17 protein-coding genes and 1 rRNA gene are annotated in these 14903 nt (G+C 76.0%); 7 read left to right on the top strand and 11 right to left on the bottom strand.

Annotated elements, in window-relative coordinates:
- A 5S ribosomal RNA gene (rrf, locus tag O2W17_RS22295) occupies window positions 1-76 on the top strand; the annotation flags it as partial.
- A 263-nt stretch (window positions 77-339) separates the two neighbouring features.
- Here the strand turns inward: rrf and O2W17_RS08850 are convergent.
- The 8 genes from O2W17_RS08850 to O2W17_RS08815 form a co-directional block, all read right to left on the bottom strand.
- Entirely contained in the window at window positions 340-1038 is a 699-nt protein-coding gene (locus O2W17_RS08850) for a hypothetical protein (RefSeq protein ID WP_269192030.1), read from the bottom strand.
- The gene (locus O2W17_RS08845) at window positions 1035-1949 is read right to left on the bottom strand and encodes an ABC transporter ATP-binding protein (RefSeq protein WP_269192029.1); all 915 of its coding nucleotides are present in this window, start codon (window positions 1947-1949) and stop codon (window positions 1035-1037) included. The genes O2W17_RS08850 and O2W17_RS08845 overlap by 4 nt, the downstream gene beginning before the upstream one ends.
- Complete coding sequence (locus O2W17_RS08840) at window positions 1946-2308, bottom strand: GntR family transcriptional regulator (protein ID WP_269192028.1); 363 nt, start codon at window positions 2306-2308, stop codon at window positions 1946-1948. Before O2W17_RS08840 ends, O2W17_RS08845 begins: the two co-directional genes overlap by 4 nt.
- Window positions 2309-2417: 109 nt before the next feature.
- On the bottom strand, window positions 2418-3542 hold the full coding sequence (gene egtE / locus O2W17_RS08835; protein WP_269192027.1) for an ergothioneine biosynthesis PLP-dependent enzyme EgtE: 1125 nt from the start codon (window positions 3540-3542) through the stop codon (window positions 2418-2420).
- 21 nt (window positions 3543-3563) lie between these two features.
- Complete coding sequence (locus O2W17_RS08830; RefSeq protein ID WP_269192026.1) at window positions 3564-4349, bottom strand: anti-sigma factor; 786 nt, start codon at window positions 4347-4349, stop codon at window positions 3564-3566.
- Complete coding sequence (locus tag O2W17_RS08825; protein ID WP_269192025.1) at window positions 4330-4932, bottom strand: RNA polymerase sigma factor; 603 nt, start codon at window positions 4930-4932, stop codon at window positions 4330-4332. Before O2W17_RS08825 ends, O2W17_RS08830 begins: the two co-directional genes overlap by 20 nt.
- 47 nt (window positions 4933-4979) lie before the next feature.
- On the bottom strand, window positions 4980-5678 hold the full coding sequence (locus O2W17_RS08820) for a class F sortase (RefSeq protein WP_269192024.1): 699 nt from the start codon (window positions 5676-5678) through the stop codon (window positions 4980-4982).
- A gap of 25 nt (window positions 5679-5703) precedes the next feature.
- A complete protein-coding gene (locus O2W17_RS08815) occupies window positions 5704-6528 on the bottom strand; it encodes a DUF4397 domain-containing protein (protein ID WP_269192023.1) in 825 nt (274 codons plus the stop codon).
- Window positions 6529-6668: 140 nt separating this feature from the next.
- Here O2W17_RS08815 and O2W17_RS08810 point away from each other — a divergent pair, with 140 nt between their 5' ends.
- Window positions 6669-7136 (top strand): DUF309 domain-containing protein, encoded by a 468-nt coding sequence (locus O2W17_RS08810; RefSeq protein WP_269192022.1) that lies wholly within the window; start codon window positions 6669-6671, stop codon window positions 7134-7136.
- 37 nt (window positions 7137-7173) lie between these two features.
- Window positions 7174-7962 carry a hypothetical protein gene (locus tag O2W17_RS08805; RefSeq protein ID WP_269192021.1) on the top strand — a complete coding sequence of 263 codons (789 nt, stop codon included), beginning with the start codon at window positions 7174-7176 and terminating at the stop codon, window positions 7960-7962.
- A gap of 13 nt (window positions 7963-7975) precedes the next feature.
- Here the strand turns inward: O2W17_RS08805 and O2W17_RS08800 are convergent, their stop codons facing one another.
- Together O2W17_RS08800 and O2W17_RS08795 are read right to left on the bottom strand one after the other, a co-directional pair.
- Window positions 7976-9343: a cryptochrome/photolyase family protein gene (locus tag O2W17_RS08800; RefSeq protein WP_269192020.1), complete on the bottom strand. Its 1368-nt coding sequence runs from the start codon at window positions 9341-9343 to the stop codon at window positions 7976-7978.
- A gap of 52 nt (window positions 9344-9395) precedes the next feature.
- Window positions 9396-9743, bottom strand: a complete 348-nt coding sequence (locus tag O2W17_RS08795; protein ID WP_269192019.1) for an STAS domain-containing protein — start codon at window positions 9741-9743, stop codon at window positions 9396-9398.
- A 146-nt stretch (window positions 9744-9889) separates the two neighbouring features.
- Here O2W17_RS08795 and O2W17_RS08790 point away from each other — a divergent pair, with 146 nt between their 5' ends.
- The 3 genes from O2W17_RS08790 to O2W17_RS08780 are packed head-to-tail and all read left to right on the top strand — an operon-like array spanning window position 9890 to window position 13111.
- Complete coding sequence (locus O2W17_RS08790) at window positions 9890-10606, top strand: response regulator transcription factor (protein WP_269192018.1); 717 nt, start codon at window positions 9890-9892, stop codon at window positions 10604-10606.
- A 7-nt stretch (window positions 10607-10613) separates the two neighbouring features.
- Entirely contained in the window at window positions 10614-12002 is a 1389-nt protein-coding gene (locus tag O2W17_RS08785; protein ID WP_269192017.1) for a sensor histidine kinase, read from the top strand.
- Window positions 11999-13111: a GerMN domain-containing protein gene (locus O2W17_RS08780; RefSeq protein WP_269192016.1), complete on the top strand. Its 1113-nt coding sequence runs from the start codon at window positions 11999-12001 to the stop codon at window positions 13109-13111. The genes O2W17_RS08785 and O2W17_RS08780 overlap by 4 nt, the downstream gene beginning before the upstream one ends.
- Before the next feature lie 61 nt (window positions 13112-13172).
- Here O2W17_RS08780 and O2W17_RS08775 read toward each other — a convergent pair whose 3' ends face one another.
- Entirely contained in the window at window positions 13173-13751 is a 579-nt protein-coding gene (locus tag O2W17_RS08775) for an AMIN-like domain-containing (lipo)protein (RefSeq protein WP_269192015.1), read from the bottom strand.
- Between the two features lie 254 nt (window positions 13752-14005).
- On the opposite strand from O2W17_RS08775, the gene O2W17_RS08770 reads away from it, so the two are divergent.
- Window positions 14006-14860, top strand: coding sequence for an Fpg/Nei family DNA glycosylase (locus O2W17_RS08770; protein ID WP_269192014.1), 855 nt, complete (start codon window positions 14006-14008; stop codon window positions 14858-14860).
- Window positions 14861-14903 lie beyond the last annotated feature (43 nt).

Genomic DNA, 14903 nt, shown 5'->3' with positions numbered 1-14903 from the left:
GAACCCGGAAGCTAAGCCTTTCAGCGCCGATGGTACTGCCCTGGAGACGGGGTGGGAGAGTAGGACGCCGCCGGACAACCATTCCCGAAGGGGCCCCAGCATCCGTGCTGGGGCCCCTTCGTCATGCCCACACCACCCCCCACCCTCCGGCAGCACCACGACAGCCGGCGAGACCGCCGAGTGCTGGGGCCGCGGCGTCATGTGCACACTCCGGCGGGCGGACCGGTGGGCGGATGCCCTGCTGCTCCGACAGGAACGCCTCGCCGGCTACCGGGACGGCGAAGGCCCCTGTTCCGTCACGTGGCGGAACAGGGGCCCTCGTGACCCCGCTGACGCCCGTCAGGGGACGACGCGACGGATACCGCCGAAGGCTAGGGCGCCGAGGATCGCGGCGACGGCGATCGGGAGCCCGACGGCCAGCGTGGCGATGCTCTGGGCGCCGAGCCAGGACCCGACGTCGTCCCAGCCGCGCTGCCAGCTGATCAGCACGATGAGGCCGCCCAGCACGGCGGTCAGGCCGATGATGAGCCCCCAGATGCCGTTGAGCCCCCACCGTTTCTGCACGATGCCCACGCCCACGCCGACCGCCATGAAGGCGAGCATCGGCGTCCCCGACACCAGGACCTGCAGCCAGAAGCGGTCCACGGACAGTGCGCCGGGCGCCCAGTAGGAGAGCGCGACGCCCCACCCGTCGGTGGCCCGCTCGATCCGGGTCAGGGTGGCGACGGCGAGGCCGTAGCCGACCGCCTGGACGACCGCCACGAGCGCCGTCCCCAGGAAGAAGACGCGGCGGCTGAGGCTGACGCCCATCGCGAAGGGCAGCAGCTGGGTGACCGCCTGCCCGAAGATGAAGGCCACGGCCGCGTACAGGGCCGTCACTCCCCAGGTGGTGGCGCCGGGGTCGTCCACACCGATCCCGACGCTGCCCCACAGGGCAAGGTTGACGGCGAAGCTGATCCCCACGACCACCCACGGGACGCCGAGGATGACCAGCGGGTGCACGACGTGCAGGCGCGCGGCGCTGAGGACGCGGTTCATCGGGAGACCTCCTGGAGGCCGGCGGGGGCGGTCGCGGGAGCGAGCTGGGATCGCAGGCTGAGCGCGACGACCAGCGTCTGGAGCGGGGTGGGCTCCCAGGCGAGCCCGGCGGCCGCGGCGTCGTCGCCGTCGGCGTCGCCGCGGAGCCGGACGACGGCCCGGCTGGAGCCGGCGAGCGACTCCTCCTGCAGCAGCTCGTGGCGGGCCGCGAAAGCGGCCACCCGGTCGCGCGGACCCGACACGGTGACGGCGCTGGCCCGCAGCGTCTCGGCGTCGGCGTCGACGAGCAGCCGGCCGCGGTCGATGAGCACCACGTGCTCGAGCAGGTCGGCGATCTCCTCGATCAGGTGCGTGGAGAGGACGACGGTCCGCGGGTGCTCGGCGTAGTCGGCGAGCAGCCGGTCGTAGAACAGGTGCCGGGCGACGGCGTCCAGGCCCAGGTAGGGCTCGTCGAAGAGGGTGAGCGGCGCCCGGGACGCCAGGCCGATGATGATGCCGACGGCGGAGTTCATGCCGCGCGAGAGCTTCTTGATCGGGCGCTTGACCGGCAGCTCGAAGTCGTCGACGAGCGAACGGGCCAGGGCGTCGTCCCAGTCGGGGAACACCATGGCCGCCGCGTCGAGGGCGTCCCGGACCCGGAAGTGGTCGGGGTAGCGCTGCCCCTCCTTGATGAAGCAGATGCGGCCGAGCACCGCGTCGTTCTCGTACGGTCGCCCGCCGAAGACCTCGACGTGGCCGCGGGTGGGGACCCGCTGCCCGGTGAGGACCTGCATGAGCGTGGTCTTGCCGGCGCCGTTGCGGCCGAGGAGGCCGGTGATGCCGTGCTCCTCGAACGAGGTGCTGACCTCGTCGAGGGCGAGGTGGTCGCGGTAGCGCATCGTGACGTCGTGGACGGTGGCGACGGCGCTCATCGGGGGTCCTCCCAGCGGTCGATCATCGTGGTGAGCTCCCGCACGGAGATGCCGAGCTTCTGCGCTTCGGCCAGGAGCGGACGGACGTAGAGGTCGGCGAACTCGCTGCGCCGCCGCTTGAGCAGTTGTTCGCGGGCGCCCGTGGCGACGAACATCCCGACTCCTCGTCTCTTGTAGAGGACCCCGTCGGTCACCAGCTGGTTGAGCCCCTTGGCGGCGGTGGCGGGGTTGATCCGGTGGAAGGCGGCCAGCTCGTTGGACGAGGGCGCCTGGCTCTCCTCGTCGAGGGAGCCGTCGACGATCGCGTTCTCGATCAGGGCGGCAACCTGCCGGAAGATCGGTCCGCCGTCCTCGTTCACGGGCCGGTCCCCGCGGTTCCAGGGCCGACGAGCTCCCTGGGTTCATTACTCATGTAATGAACCGTAGAGGCGAACCGATGCCGGGCGCAAGGGCTTTCCCCGGCGCAGGTCAGAGCGCCGCAGCGAGCGCGGCCAGGTCCTCCACCGTCGCGTCCAGGTGCGGGGAGACCCGCAGCACCGGCCCGGTCATCTCGCCCGGCGCCCGCTCCGGGCCGATCGCGCTGAGCACGATCCCGTGCTCGGTCAGCAGCCGGGTGCGGGTCCCGACGACGTCGACGCCGTCCGGCGGGCGCAGGGTCGTCGTCGCCGTCGGCTCCCCGGCCGGCTCGACGGCCCGCCAGCCGGCCACGCCGTCCAGCAGTTCCCGGGTGACCCGGCCGAGCGCGGCCAGCCGTGCGCGGGCACGGTCGGGGCCGGCGGCGAGGTGCTCCCCCACCGCCACGACCAGCCCGACCCGGCCGGCGACGTGCGCCTCCCCCGACTCGAAGGCCCGCATCGGCGGGACGTCCGCCGGCTCGGGCAGCACCGGGGTCAGCTGCGCGGCGATCGCCGGGCGGACGATGAGCATGCCGACCCCACGGGGCCCGGCCAGCCACTTGCGCGAGGTGCCGTAGACGACGTCGGCGCCCAGGTCGACGTCCACGTGCCCCAGGGACTGGGCGGCGTCCAGCACCAGCGGGACGCCGGCCTCGCGGCAGAGGGCCGCGATCTCGCGAGCGGGCTGCAGGATGCCGCGGTGGCTCCCGATGTGCGTCAGGTGGACGAACCGCGGGGGATCGGCGGCCAGCAGCCGGGCCACGCCGTCGACGTCGGCCCGGCCCAGGCCGTCGACCGGCAGCGGTTCCGGCTGGAGGCCGGCCGCCCGCAACTGCGCCACGTTCGGGGCGTACTCGCCGGGCAGGCAGGCCACCCGCGAGCCGGCGGGCAACCGCCAGCCGTCGAGCAGGGCCACCAGGGCCGCCTGCGCGGACTCCACGAAGGCGACGTCGGCGGCGGCCATGCCGACCAGCCCGCCCAGCACCGAGCGGCCCTGCTGCAGCAGGCCGTCGGCGGTCGCCTCGGCGACGTAGCCACCGAGCTCCGCCTCGTGCCGGGCGTGGTGCGCCGCGGCCTCCAGCGCGCGGTGGCTCTGCCGGCTGGACGCGGCGCTGTCCAGGTGCCGGCCCGGCGGACGCGGGCGGACCGCCCGCCAGGAGGCGCCGAGGTCGTCGGACGGGAGAGCTGCGGGCGTCACGTCGAGCACGCTAGGCGCCGGTCAGCTCTCCAGCACGCCCCGGGCCACCGAGACGCCCGAGTGCGTCGGATCCCCGTCGAGCGGCTCCACGGAGACGTCGACGATCGGGTACTGGCCGAGGTCGAGGCCGGTCGGCAGCTCGAAGGACTGCGCCCCGGGGCGGACGACGCCCAGCGGCACCATCTCCACCACGTTCGGCTCGATCAGCCAGATCTCGTAGTACTCGCCGTCCAGCGCGGGTGCGTCCAGCTCCACCTCGAGCGCTCGTGACCCGTCGCCGCGGACGACGACCTCGGCGCGTCCCGACGCCGGCGCCTCGGCGAGCTGGTCGAGCGCCACCGAGGTGAGCGGCTGGGCGTCGTCGCTCCCGTTCAGCACCGCCACCGCACCGGCGCCCACGACGGCACCGACGAGAGCGGCCGCGGCCGTCATGAGCACCCGGGGACGGCGCGAGCGGAACGGCAGCACCTGGCCGCCGGCGGGCGGGTCCTGGGGCGGATCGTCGGGGACCGGCGCCGCCGGGGCGACCGCGACCGGAGGGGGCGGTGCCGTGACGACGGACGCCTCCGACCGCGGTGCGGGGGACACCCCGGTGGCCGCGGCGATGCCCGCCCACACCGAGGCCGGCGGTGCCACGGGGGCGACGGACGCGGCGAACTCGGGAACGTCGACGGCGTCGACGGCCCGCTGCAGGGAGCGGACCTCGGACCGGCAGTCGCCGCACGAGACCAGGTGGGCGGCGGCGTCGGCCGGTAGGGGCTCGCCCAGAGCGGCCAGGGCGAGCTGTTCAGGCTGGCAGTGCGGCACCGTCCACCTCCAATCGTGTCCTCAAGCGTTCGAGAGTGCGGCGGATATGGGATTTGACCGTGCCCAGGGGGATTCCGGTGCGCTCGGAGATCTGGGCGTGGGTGAGGTCGGCGAAGAAGGCCAGTTCGATGATGCCGCGCTGCGGTTGCCCGAGGCGGTCGAGCTCCTCGAGCACCAGCAGCCGGTCGGCGATCGCGGTGTCGACGGCCGGTGTGGTGCCGCCGGCCGGTGCCGCCTGGGCCTGCGTCGCCGCGGCCTCGGCCTCGCGGCGCATCCGGTCGCGCTTGGCCCAGGTGTCGGCGATCTTGTGCCGGCAGACGCCGCTCAGCCAGGCCGGGAGGGGCCCCTGGTCCGGCCGGTAGCGGGCGCGCCCGGTCCAGGCCGAGATGAAGGTCTGCTGGGTGACGTCCTCGGCGTCCGGCCCGGGCCCGAAGGCGCGCACCGCCATGCCGTGCACCTGGCCGGCCCACCGCTCGTAGGCCAGCGCCAGCGCCTGCTCCTCGCCGGCGGCGAAGCGGCGGCCGATCTCGGCGTCGTCCGGGTCCTCGGCGCCCTGCGGCGTCGGTTCCCGATCGGAGGTCACGCCTGCGACGCTACCGAGGTCGCCCGCAGGCCGGGCGAGCAGCCCGGTCACGGCGCGCCGTCCACCACCGGTTCGGCGACCACGACGACGTTGTCGCGGTAACTGCTGAACTCGGGCAGGAACGGGCCGCCGCAGGTGATGACGACCAGCCGGGGCGGCCCCCCGCGGGCGAAGATCTCGTCCAGGGGCAGCACCTGCTTCTGCACGAGCTCGCGGGACACCACCCGCCAGCGGGTGGTAGCCCCGGCCGCGTCGGTGACGGTGACCTCGTCGCCCGGCTCGGCATCGCGTACGGGGAAGAGGGCGCCGGGCCCCTGCTCCCGGTCGTCTACGTGGCCGGCGAGCACGGCGTTGCCGTCCGCCCCGGGCTGCGGCCCGTGGCGGTACCAGCCCACCCGGTCCACGTCCTCCGGCAGCTCCATCTGGCCGTCCCCGGCGATGCCGACCGGATCGACCGGCGCGGTGACGCCCAGGCCGGGCAGGTCCAGGCGGACCGGCGGCGGTGCGACCGGGGCGTCGCTGGGTGCGGCGTCGCGGACGGTCACCGGCGGGAGCGTGGCGGCTCCGGGGGGCGGCGCCTGCGACGTCGGGGCCATCGGCGGCGCCTGGGGCGCGACGTCGGTCCGCTCCAGCACGCGCTGGACCGGCGGACCCGCCGCCACCTCCGGCCGGGTGACCGCCCAGGCCGTCGGCGCACCGACGGCGAGGGCCAGGCCGAGCACGGCGGTGGCGGCGGCGGGTCGCACGGTCAACTCCTCGGGACGCCGGGGATCAGCGCGAGGAGCGGGCGAGCCGGACGGCGCCGGCACCCGCCAGCGCGAGACCGGCGACGACCGCAGCACCGACCGGCAGCGGCATGCCCGACTCGTCGGCCAGACCGGCGCTGCCACCCGGGACGCCGGACGGCGCCGAGTGCTGCCCGGTGATCTCCTGGACGGCGAGCTCGTACCCGGCGTCACCCGAGCCCCACGCGTAAACGACCGTGGTGGCGCCCTCGGTCAGCGTCAGGTCCGCCGGGCCGATGGCCACGGTGTCCGTGCCGGCCAGGACGACGTCGGCGTTCACCGTGCCGGCCGGGACGGTGAGCGACTCTTCGTTCGGGTTGGTCAGCCCGTCGACGACGACCTGGCCGCCTGCGCGGACGTCCACGGCGGGCGCCGCGGCGACGTGCCGGACGGTCACCCGCGCCTGGCCGGCGGGGATGTCGCCGGTCTCGTTGACGAACGGGGTGAGCGCCGGCTGACCGGCCTCGGTCAGGTGGGCCACCACGGTGGCGTTGGCGCCGGCCGGGACGGCCACGTCCATCGCCGACAGCAGCGGCTCGCCGGAGGCGTCGGCGGCGTCGGCCGGGTAGAGCGCGAGGTCGTAATCCCCGGCAGGCAGCGACAGCGGGTCGGTGAGCGTGCCCGGCTGGAAGTCGTCGATCAGCCGCTCGCCGTTGGCGTAGACGTCGACCGGGAGGTCGGGGACGGCGTGCAGGACCGACACCGTGGCGGTGTGGCTGTCGGCCAGGGCCGGGGTGGCGACCAGGGCCATGGCGCCGGCGGCGGTGAGGACACCAGCGGTGCGGCCGATCGTGCGGGTGGTGCTGTTCATGGTCTTTCCTCTCGTAGCAGGAGGTGTGACACCCCCTCTTCCACCCGCACCCCTCACCTGGATGCACGTTCGGTCGAGGCCGATCGGATCGCTCCCCGCACGCTGGAGCGGCGCCGGCTGGGCGGGGGCAGGATGGCGGCGTGGACGACCGCGAACGGGACGCCGAGGGCCGGGCCCGCAACGCGCGGCCGAGGGACGCCCTCGGGCGCCCCCTGCCGCGCGGCGCCGAGGGCGAGGAGCGCGCCCCCGAGGGCGTCGTCCGGCCGCCGGAGGTGGCGCTCGCCGAGGCCCAGGCCCTGCTGGACGCCGGCCGACCGTTCCACGCGCACGAGGTGCTCGAGGACGCCTGGAAGTCCGCGCCCGAGGTGGAGCGGCAACTGTGGCGGGGCCTGGCGCAGCTCGCCGTCGGCCTGACCCATGCCGCGCGCGGCAACGGGCGCGGCGCGGCCACGCTGCTCGACCGGGGCGCGGGGAACGTCGCCGGGTACGCGGCCGCTTCACCCCACGGGGTCGACGTCGATGGGCTCGTGGCGTGGGCGCGGGCCCTGGCCGCGGTCCCGGGCACCGCCACCGACCCGGCCGCCGCGGCCCCCCGGCTGCGCGGCTGACCGGTTCGCCGCTGCGCCCTCCGGGCACACTCGGGGGATGGCAGCGAGCGGAGCGGGGCAGGACGGGATCCGGGTGGCGGCGGTGCTCGCCGCCGCCGTCGCGCAGGTGGCCGGCAGCCCCCTGGGCAGCGCGCTCGCCGGCCGCAGCGTCGGCGCGGTCAGCGACGAGACCGGCTCGCTGATCACCCCGGCCGGCTACGCCTTCACCATCTGGGGCGTCATCTTCGGCGGGGCGCTGGCGTGGGCGGTCTACCAGGCGCTGCCGGCCCAGCGCGATCGGGAGCTGCACCGGCGCACCGGCTGGCCGCTGGCCGCCGCCTTCGCCGGGAACGCCGCGTGGGAGATCGCGTTCCCGCTGATCGGGGTCTCGGTGCCGCTGGTCCCGCTGGTGCTGCTGTTCTGCATCGTGGCGGCCACCGCGGTCGCCTGGGCCCGGCTGCAGGACCTCCCGGTCGAGGGCCTGGGCCGGGTGCTGCCGGCCGCCGTCACCGGGCTGCTGCTCGGCTGGGTCACCGTCGCCGCGGTGGTGAACGCCGGCCAGGCCGGGGTCGCGCTCGGGGCCCCGGCGTCGGGCACGGCCGCGCAGCTGTGGGCGGTCGTGGCGCTGATCGCGGTGGCCCTGGTCGCGTGCGCGCTGGTGCTCGCCGCCCGCGCCGCCGCCGGGCCGTTCGCGCTCGCCGTGGTGTGGGGGGTGCTGGCCGTCGCGGTCGACGGCGGGCCGGCCCCGGTCGTGGTGGCCGCCGTCGCCACCGCCTCCGCCGTGGTGGTCGCCCTCGTCGTCCGCACCGCCGTGCGGCGGGACCCGGTCACGCTGCTCGTCGGCTGAGCCCGCGGATCGCTCAGCGGCCGCGCACGCGGGCGTAGCGGTCCAGCGCCACCTGGCGCTCGTGCGCGTGGTCGACCACCGGCTCCGGGTAGCCGGCCGGGATGCCGCCGGGCGCCGTCCAGGGCTCGTGCACGTAGCGGGGGTCGAGGTCGCGCAGTTCGGGCACCCACCGCTTCACGTAGGCGCCGTCCGGGTCGAACTTCTTGCCCTGGGTGACGGGGTTGAAGACGCGGTAGTAGGGCGAGGCGTCCGTCCCCGTGCCCGCGACCCACTGCCAGCCGTGGTTGTTGCTCGCCAGGTCGCCGTCGACCAGGTGCTGCATGAAGTACCGCGCGCCCAGGGTCCACTCCTGGTGCAGGTCCTTGACCAGGAACGAGGCGACGATCATCCGCACCCGGTTGTGCACGTACGCCTCGCCGAGCAGCTGGCGCATGCCGGCGTCGACGATCGGGAAGCCGGTGTGGCCGGTCTGCCAGGCGGCCACCAGCGCCTCGGCGTCCGGGCCGGAGTCGTAGCCCATCCCCTGCAGCTCGGGGTTGAGGTACTCCCGGGCCGACTCCGGCCGGTGCCAGAGGACGTCGGCGTAGAAGTCCCGCCAGGCCAGCTCGTCGGCGTAGCGGCGCACCGACTCGGTCTGCTCGGCCGCGGCGAGGTCGGCCAGCAGCGTGCGGGGGTGGATGCAGCCGTACTTGAGGTAGGCCGACAGGCGGCTGGTCCCGTCGCCGCCGGGCACGTCGCGCCCGTCGGCGTACCCCAGCAGCCGTTCGTCGCGGAAGCCCTCCCAGGCGGCCCGCGCGGCGGCCTCACCCGCGGGCGGCAGGGTGATGCCGTCGAGGGCCGGGGCCGGCGGGGCGGCCTCCGAGCGGACGCCGGTGCGCCAGCGGGTGCCGCCGGGCGACGACGCCGGCGCGCGCCAGCCGTGCTTGCGCCAGGCCCGCGCGAAGGGGGAGTAGACCCGGAACGGCGTCCCGTCGGACTTGGTGACCCGGCCGGGCGTCACCGCGTACGGCGAGCCGGTGCGCACGAACGGGACGTCGCCCAGCGCCTGCTCCACGGCGTCGTCCCGGCGCCGGCCGTACGGGCCGGCGTCGGCGCTGACGTGCACCGACGTCGCGCCGACCTCGCGGACGAGCGCCGGCAGGACCTGCGCCGGGTCGCCGGAGCGGAGCACCAGGGCGCCGCCGAGGTCGCCGTCCAGCGCGGCGAGGCAGTCGAGGAGGAAACGCCGCCGGGGATCGCCGGACGGACCCCAGAGCCGGTCGTCGAAGACGAACACCGGCAGGACGTCGCCGTCCGGGCCGGCGGCGTCGCGGGCGGCGAGCAGCGCGGGGTGGTCGCCCAGCCGCAGATCCCGGCGGAACCAGAGCAGCGCGGTGGGCACCTGGCCGAGCCTAGGAGGGGCGCGCCCGGTCTGCGCCCCGAGCCCGGGCGGCTCAGGCGGTGCGGCCCAGGTCCTCCAGCCCCAGCACCCGCCACAGGCCCGTCCGGCGGAGCAGGTCCAGGGTCCGCCGGTTGGCCCCGCGGACGACGACGCTGCCGCCCCGGGCCCGGCACGCCCGGTGCGCGGAGAGCAGGCTGGCCGCCGCGGGGCTGGACAGGTGGTCGACCTCCCGGACGTCGACGACCACCCGCCGCGCTCCCGAGAGCAGCGCGTCGTGCAGGAGCCACCGGATGTCGGCGACGCCGTCGGCCTGCATCTCCTCGGTCAGCCGCAGGACGACCTCACCGGAGCGCGTGTCGGCAGCGCCGGCGGTAGCGGGGTGGTGGTGAGCAGGGGGCACGGGGGTCTCCTCGGCGGTCGGTGTCCGCGCGGTCTGCCCAGGAGCCTCGCTGCGGGAGTTTGCGATATCCCGTGTCGCCGCATTGCGATCGGATGACGACGGCCGGCGCGCGCTGACCGGCGGTCGCGCAGTGGCAGCATGTCCGCGTGTCGCTGCGGATCATGATCGTGGAGGACGACGACTCCATCCGGACCGCGCTGCGGTGGGCCCTGGAGGACGAGGGCTACGACGTCGCCGAGGCCGCCTCCGGCGAGGACGCCGTCCGCATGGTGGGGATCGCCCCGCCGGACATGATGATCGTCGATCTGATGCTCGGCTCGATGGACGGCTACACCGTGATCCGCGAGGTGCGCCAGGCGCACGACCTGCCCGTCGTCGTGGTGAGCGCCCGCGCGGACACGCAGGACATCGTCGAGGCGCTGGAGGCCGGCGCCGACGACTACGTGACCAAGCCCTTCCAGATCAAGGAGATCACCGCGCGGCTGCGGGCCCTGCGCCGCCGGACCGCACCGGTGCCGGCCGGCGCCCAGGCCGCGGCGGCCCGGGCGGGCGTCGTCCTCGACCACGACCCGGAGGCCCCGCTGGTGCTGCGGGAGGCCAGCGGCACCGTCTACCGCGGGGACCAGCTGGTGCCCCTGACGCTGACCGAGTTCCGCGTGCTGTGCGAGCTGGCCGCGGCGCCGGGCCGGGTCCTCAGCCGGCAGGCGCTGCTCGAGCGGGTCTGGGAGCACGGGTTCTTCGGCGACGAGCGGATCGTCGACGTCCACGTGCGGCGGCTGCGGACCAAGGTGGAGCGGGACCCCGGCAGCCCCCGGCTCGTGGTCACCGTCCGGGGGCTGGGCTACCGGCTGGACCTGCAGTGAGCCGGGCGTGAGCAGGGTCCCGGGGCGACGGGTCCCGGGACGGCGGGGGCTGCGGCGCCGCATCGTGCTGGGCTTCGCGGCCAGCACCCTGCTGGTCTCCGCCGTGCTGGTGACGACGACGTGGCTGCTGGCCCGCAGCTTCGTCGTGGAGCAGCGCGAGCAGGCGCTCACCCAGCAGGCGTTCGCCGACGCCGAGGTGCTGCGCAACCGGCTCTCCGCCGCCGGCGCCGACGTGGGGGCGGTGCTGGGCGAGCTGGTGCCGTTCGGTGACTCGGAGGTCGTGGTCCGCAGCGGGGACGACTGGTTCTCCTCCAGCCTGGAGATCGGGCGGCGCGACGTGCCCGCGGCGCTGCAGGAGGTGGTGGCCGGGGGCGCGGCCGGCGCGCTGCGGGTCGAGTCGGCCGACGGTCCCCGGCTCGTCGTCGCCGTCCCCGTGGTGAGCGCGGGGGTCGAGTTCTACGAGGTCGCGCCGCTGGACGACCTCGAGACGCTGCTGCGCACCCTGGCGGTGGTGCTCGGGGCCGGCGCGGTCGTCGCGACCCTCGCCGGCGCCGGGTTCGGCGCCTGGGCCAGCCGGCGCGCCGTCCTCCCGCTGGAGCAGGTCGCCGGTGCTGCGACCAGCATCGCGGGGGGCGAGCTCTCCACCCGCCTCCCCCCGACCGACGACCCCGACCTCGTCGGGATCGTGGCGGCCTTCAACAGCATGGTCGACGCCCTGGCCGCACGGATCGCGCGGGACGCCCGGTTCGTCGGCGACGTCAGCCACGAGCTGCGCAGCCCCCTGACCAGCCTCACCACGAGCGTCGAGGTGCTGGCCACCCGGCGCCAGGAGCTCCCCCCGCGGGCCCAGCAGGCCCTGGCGCTGGTGGAGGGCGAGGTCTCCCGCCTGCGCGTCACCCTGGACGACCTGCTGGAGCTGGCCTGGTTCGACGGCGCCGGGCACGGGCCCGACGCCGTCCCGGTGTCCATGACGGCGCTCGTGCGCGAGGTGCTGGAGCGCACCGGGCGGCCGGTGGACCTGCTGGCGGGCGGCCCCGACCCGGAGACGACCGTGCTCGGGGACAAGTCGCGGCTGGAGCGGGCCGTGCGCAACCTGCTGGACAACGCCGACCGCTACGCCGGGGGCCCCGAGCGGGTGGGGGTGGAGCGCTGCGACGGCTCGGTGGTGGTGACGGTGGACGACACCGGTCCGGGCGTGGCCCCGCTGGACCGGGAGCGGATCTTCGAGCGCTTCGCGCGGGCTCCCGGCTCGGCGCGCCGCTCGGTGCCCGGCGCCGGGCTCGGGTTGGCCATCGTGGCCGAGACCACCGCGCAGCACGGCGGCGCGGCGTGGTGCGTCGCGAGCCCGGCCGGGGGCGCCCGCTTCGTCCTCTCGCTCCCGGCGGCGCGGTCGTGAACCGGCTGCGGCGGCTGGGCGCCGCGGGGGCCCTCCTCGCGGTGACGACGGCGTGCGGGGTGCCGACCGGCGCCGACCCGTCGACGATCGCGGCGTCCGACGTCCCGTACGGGCTCGCCGCGCCGTCGTCCCCGCCCTCGCCCGACCCGGTGCCCGTCCCCGACGCCGAGGCCGGCTGGGCGTACCTCGTGGGCGCCGACGAGGCCCTGGTGCCCCGTGCGCGGGACAGCGGGACCGGGCCGACCGACGAGCGGCTGGGCGAGCTGCTGTCCGCCCTGGTCGCCGGACCCACCGAGGAGGAGCGGGCCCACGGGCTGTCCACGGCCCTCCCCGCGGGGCTGGAGGCGTCGGTGTTCGGCATCGACGACGGCACGGCGACGATCGACCTCTCCGGTGCCGCGCCGCTGCCCTCGAGCCGCCGGGCCGTGGCGCAGCTGGTGCTCACCGCGACCAGCCTGCCGGGCGTCGAGGCGGTGCTGCTCACCAGCGGCGGCGAGCCGGTGGAGGCGCCGCTCCCTTCGGGCGCGCTCACGGACGCGCCGCTGCTGCCGGCCGACTACGCCGTCTTCCTCACCCCGCCGTCGCGGCCCTCCTCGACCGCCTCGCCGACCGCCGTCCCGCGGCCCACGGCGAGCACGCCGGGCCCCTCCCCCACGGTCGCTCCCCCGTTCGTCGCCGACGCCCGACCCGACACCGCCGCGGCCTCGCCCGGGGCCGCCGTCACCGTGACCGACGTCCGCGCCGGCCGGCAGGACGGGTACGACCGGGTGGTCTTCGAGGTGGCCGGTGCCGGGCTGCCCGGGTGGGACGCCCGCTACGTGCCCGAGGCCCGGTCGTCGGGGAGCGGGTTCCTCGTGGACGTCGCAGGGGATGCCGTCCTCCAGCTCGTGCTCACCGGGGTCGGCCTGCCGGGGGACACCGGGATCGCCCCGTACTCGGGGCCCGACCCGGTGCCCGCGGGCGGGGCTGTGGTGCAGGAGGTCGTGATCGACACGATCTTCGAAGGGCAGATGGTGTCCTTCCTCGGGGCCGCGGCCGAACGCCCGTTCCGCGTCTACCGGCTGGAGAACCCGAACCGGGTGGTGGTGGAGGTGCTCCACCAGGGATGAGACGAGGGGACCTGCGCGCCGGGGAGCTCCCGGAGCGCAGGCCCCCTCGGGGCCGGACGGGTCACCAGCGGTGGGCGACGTCGATCACCAGGCGCACGGCGTCGTCCCCGGGGTTCCCGAGCAGGGTGAACGTGCGGAACGGCAGCCGGGCGCGGGTGCCGACCCCCAGGGTGGTGCGGCCCTCGAAGGACCCGGCCCACGCGACCTGCTGGACGGTGCGGAAGCCGTCGACGTCGACGACCTCGCTGCGGCTGGGCGGCAGGTAGGTGGCCCGCCCGTACGCGTCGTAGGCCGGGGCGTGGACGACGACCTGGAGCGCCGCGCCGCCCGCCAGCGGGACGACGGTGCCCGAGCCCTCCTGGTGCACCGCGTCGACGTAGCGCACCGAGTAGCCGGTCGCCGCCGCGGGCCCGCGGAGATCGACGACCACGCGGTCGAAGCAGGCGTGCCGGCCGGCGCGCACGTCGGTCACGGTCAGGCCGGCGGGCGCCGCTGCGCTGCTCTCCGGCAGCGAGCCCCACACCAGGCCGCAGTACGGCGTGGTGGTCGTCCCCGCGGCCGAAGCCGGGGTGAGCACGCCGACCAGCAGCGCGAGCACGCCGGCGAGGACCGCCAGGGAACCGAGTCGGAACCTGTTCACGATGGGCCTCCATCCGTCGGGCCCGCGCCCGGTGGCACGGGCCTACGGACGCAGGTGTACTCGCCCGGAGGGGCCTCGGAAGCCGCTGCAACAGGCTCTCCACCAGGTCGTCGTCGCCGTCACGCGGTCGTCGCACCACCGCAAGGAAACCGGCCGCCGCGACGTCCGTCCGCGGGCCGGCGCGTCCCCCGGGAGGGCGGAAACCGCCCGGACCGGGGACGGCGGGACGCCGTGATCCGCGCGATCATGGGCGGGTGCCCGAGTTGCCCGAGGTGGAGGCGCTGGCCGCGTTCCTGCGCGAGAACGCCGTCGGCCACGTGCTGGCCCGCGCCGACCTGGCCGCGGTCCAGGCGATCAAGACCTTCGACCCGCCGTTGTCGTCGCTCGCCGGGCTGGAGATCACCGGCGCGGCCCGGCACGGCAAGTTCCTCGACCTCGACGTCAGCGGGCTGCACCTCGTCGTCCACCTGGCCCGGGCCGGGTGGCTGCACTGGCGCACCGGCCTGCCTCCCGCGCCGCCGAAGCCGGGCAAGGGCCCGCTGGCGCTCCGGGTGCACCTCGACGACGGGGACGGCTTCGACCTCACCGAGCAGGGCACCCGCAAGGGGCTGGCGATCTACGTCGTCCGGTCGCCGGCGGAGGTGCCCGGCATCGCCCGGCTCGGCCCGGACGCGCTCGAGGCCGACCGCGAGACGTTCGCCCGGCTGATGGCCGGCCGCTCCGGCCAGCTCAAGGGCGCGCTGACCGACCAGACGCTGGTCGCCGGCATCGGCAACGCCTACTCCGACGAGATCCTGCACGCCGCGCGGCTCTCGCCGTTCAAGATGGCCGACAAGCTCACCGACGACGAACTGGTCCGTCTCCACGACGCCGTGCGCGCCACGCTCACCGGAGCGCTGGACCGCCAGCTGGGCCAGCGGGCCGCCACCATGAAGGGCGAGAAGCGCTCGGGGCTGCAGGTGCACGCGCGCACCGGGCTGCCCTGCCCGGTCTGCGGGGACACCGTGCGGGAGGTCAGCTTCGCCGACACCTCGCTGCAGTACTGCCCCACCTGCCAGACCGGCGGCAAGCCGCTGGCCGACCGGCGGATGTCCAAGCTGCTGCGCTGACCGCAGGCGGTCAACCCGCGCTCGGTGCGACTACCGGTCGAGT

Origin of the sequence: Blastococcus sp. VKM Ac-2987 (assembly GCF_026967805.1) — a bacterium.
GTDB lineage: Bacteria > Actinomycetota > Actinomycetes > Mycobacteriales > Geodermatophilaceae > Blastococcus.
This window is presented reverse-complemented; position numbering and strand designations above follow the sequence as displayed.

Bases quoted from the DNA above. Each gene is read 5' to 3' on its own strand.
- O2W17_RS08850 (WP_269192030.1), bottom strand. From the start codon at position 1,038: ATGAACCGCGTCCTCAGCGCCGCGCGCCTGCACGTCGTGCACCCGCTG.
- O2W17_RS08845 (WP_269192029.1), bottom strand. From the start codon at position 1,949: ATGAGCGCCGTCGCCACCGTCCACGACGTCACGATGCGCTACCGCGAC.
- O2W17_RS08815 (WP_269192023.1), bottom strand. From the start codon at position 6,528: ATGAACAGCACCACCCGCACGATCGGCCGCACCGCTGGTGTCCTCACC.
- O2W17_RS08805 (WP_269192021.1), top strand. From the start codon at position 7,174: ATGGCAGCGAGCGGAGCGGGGCAGGACGGGATCCGGGTGGCGGCGGTG.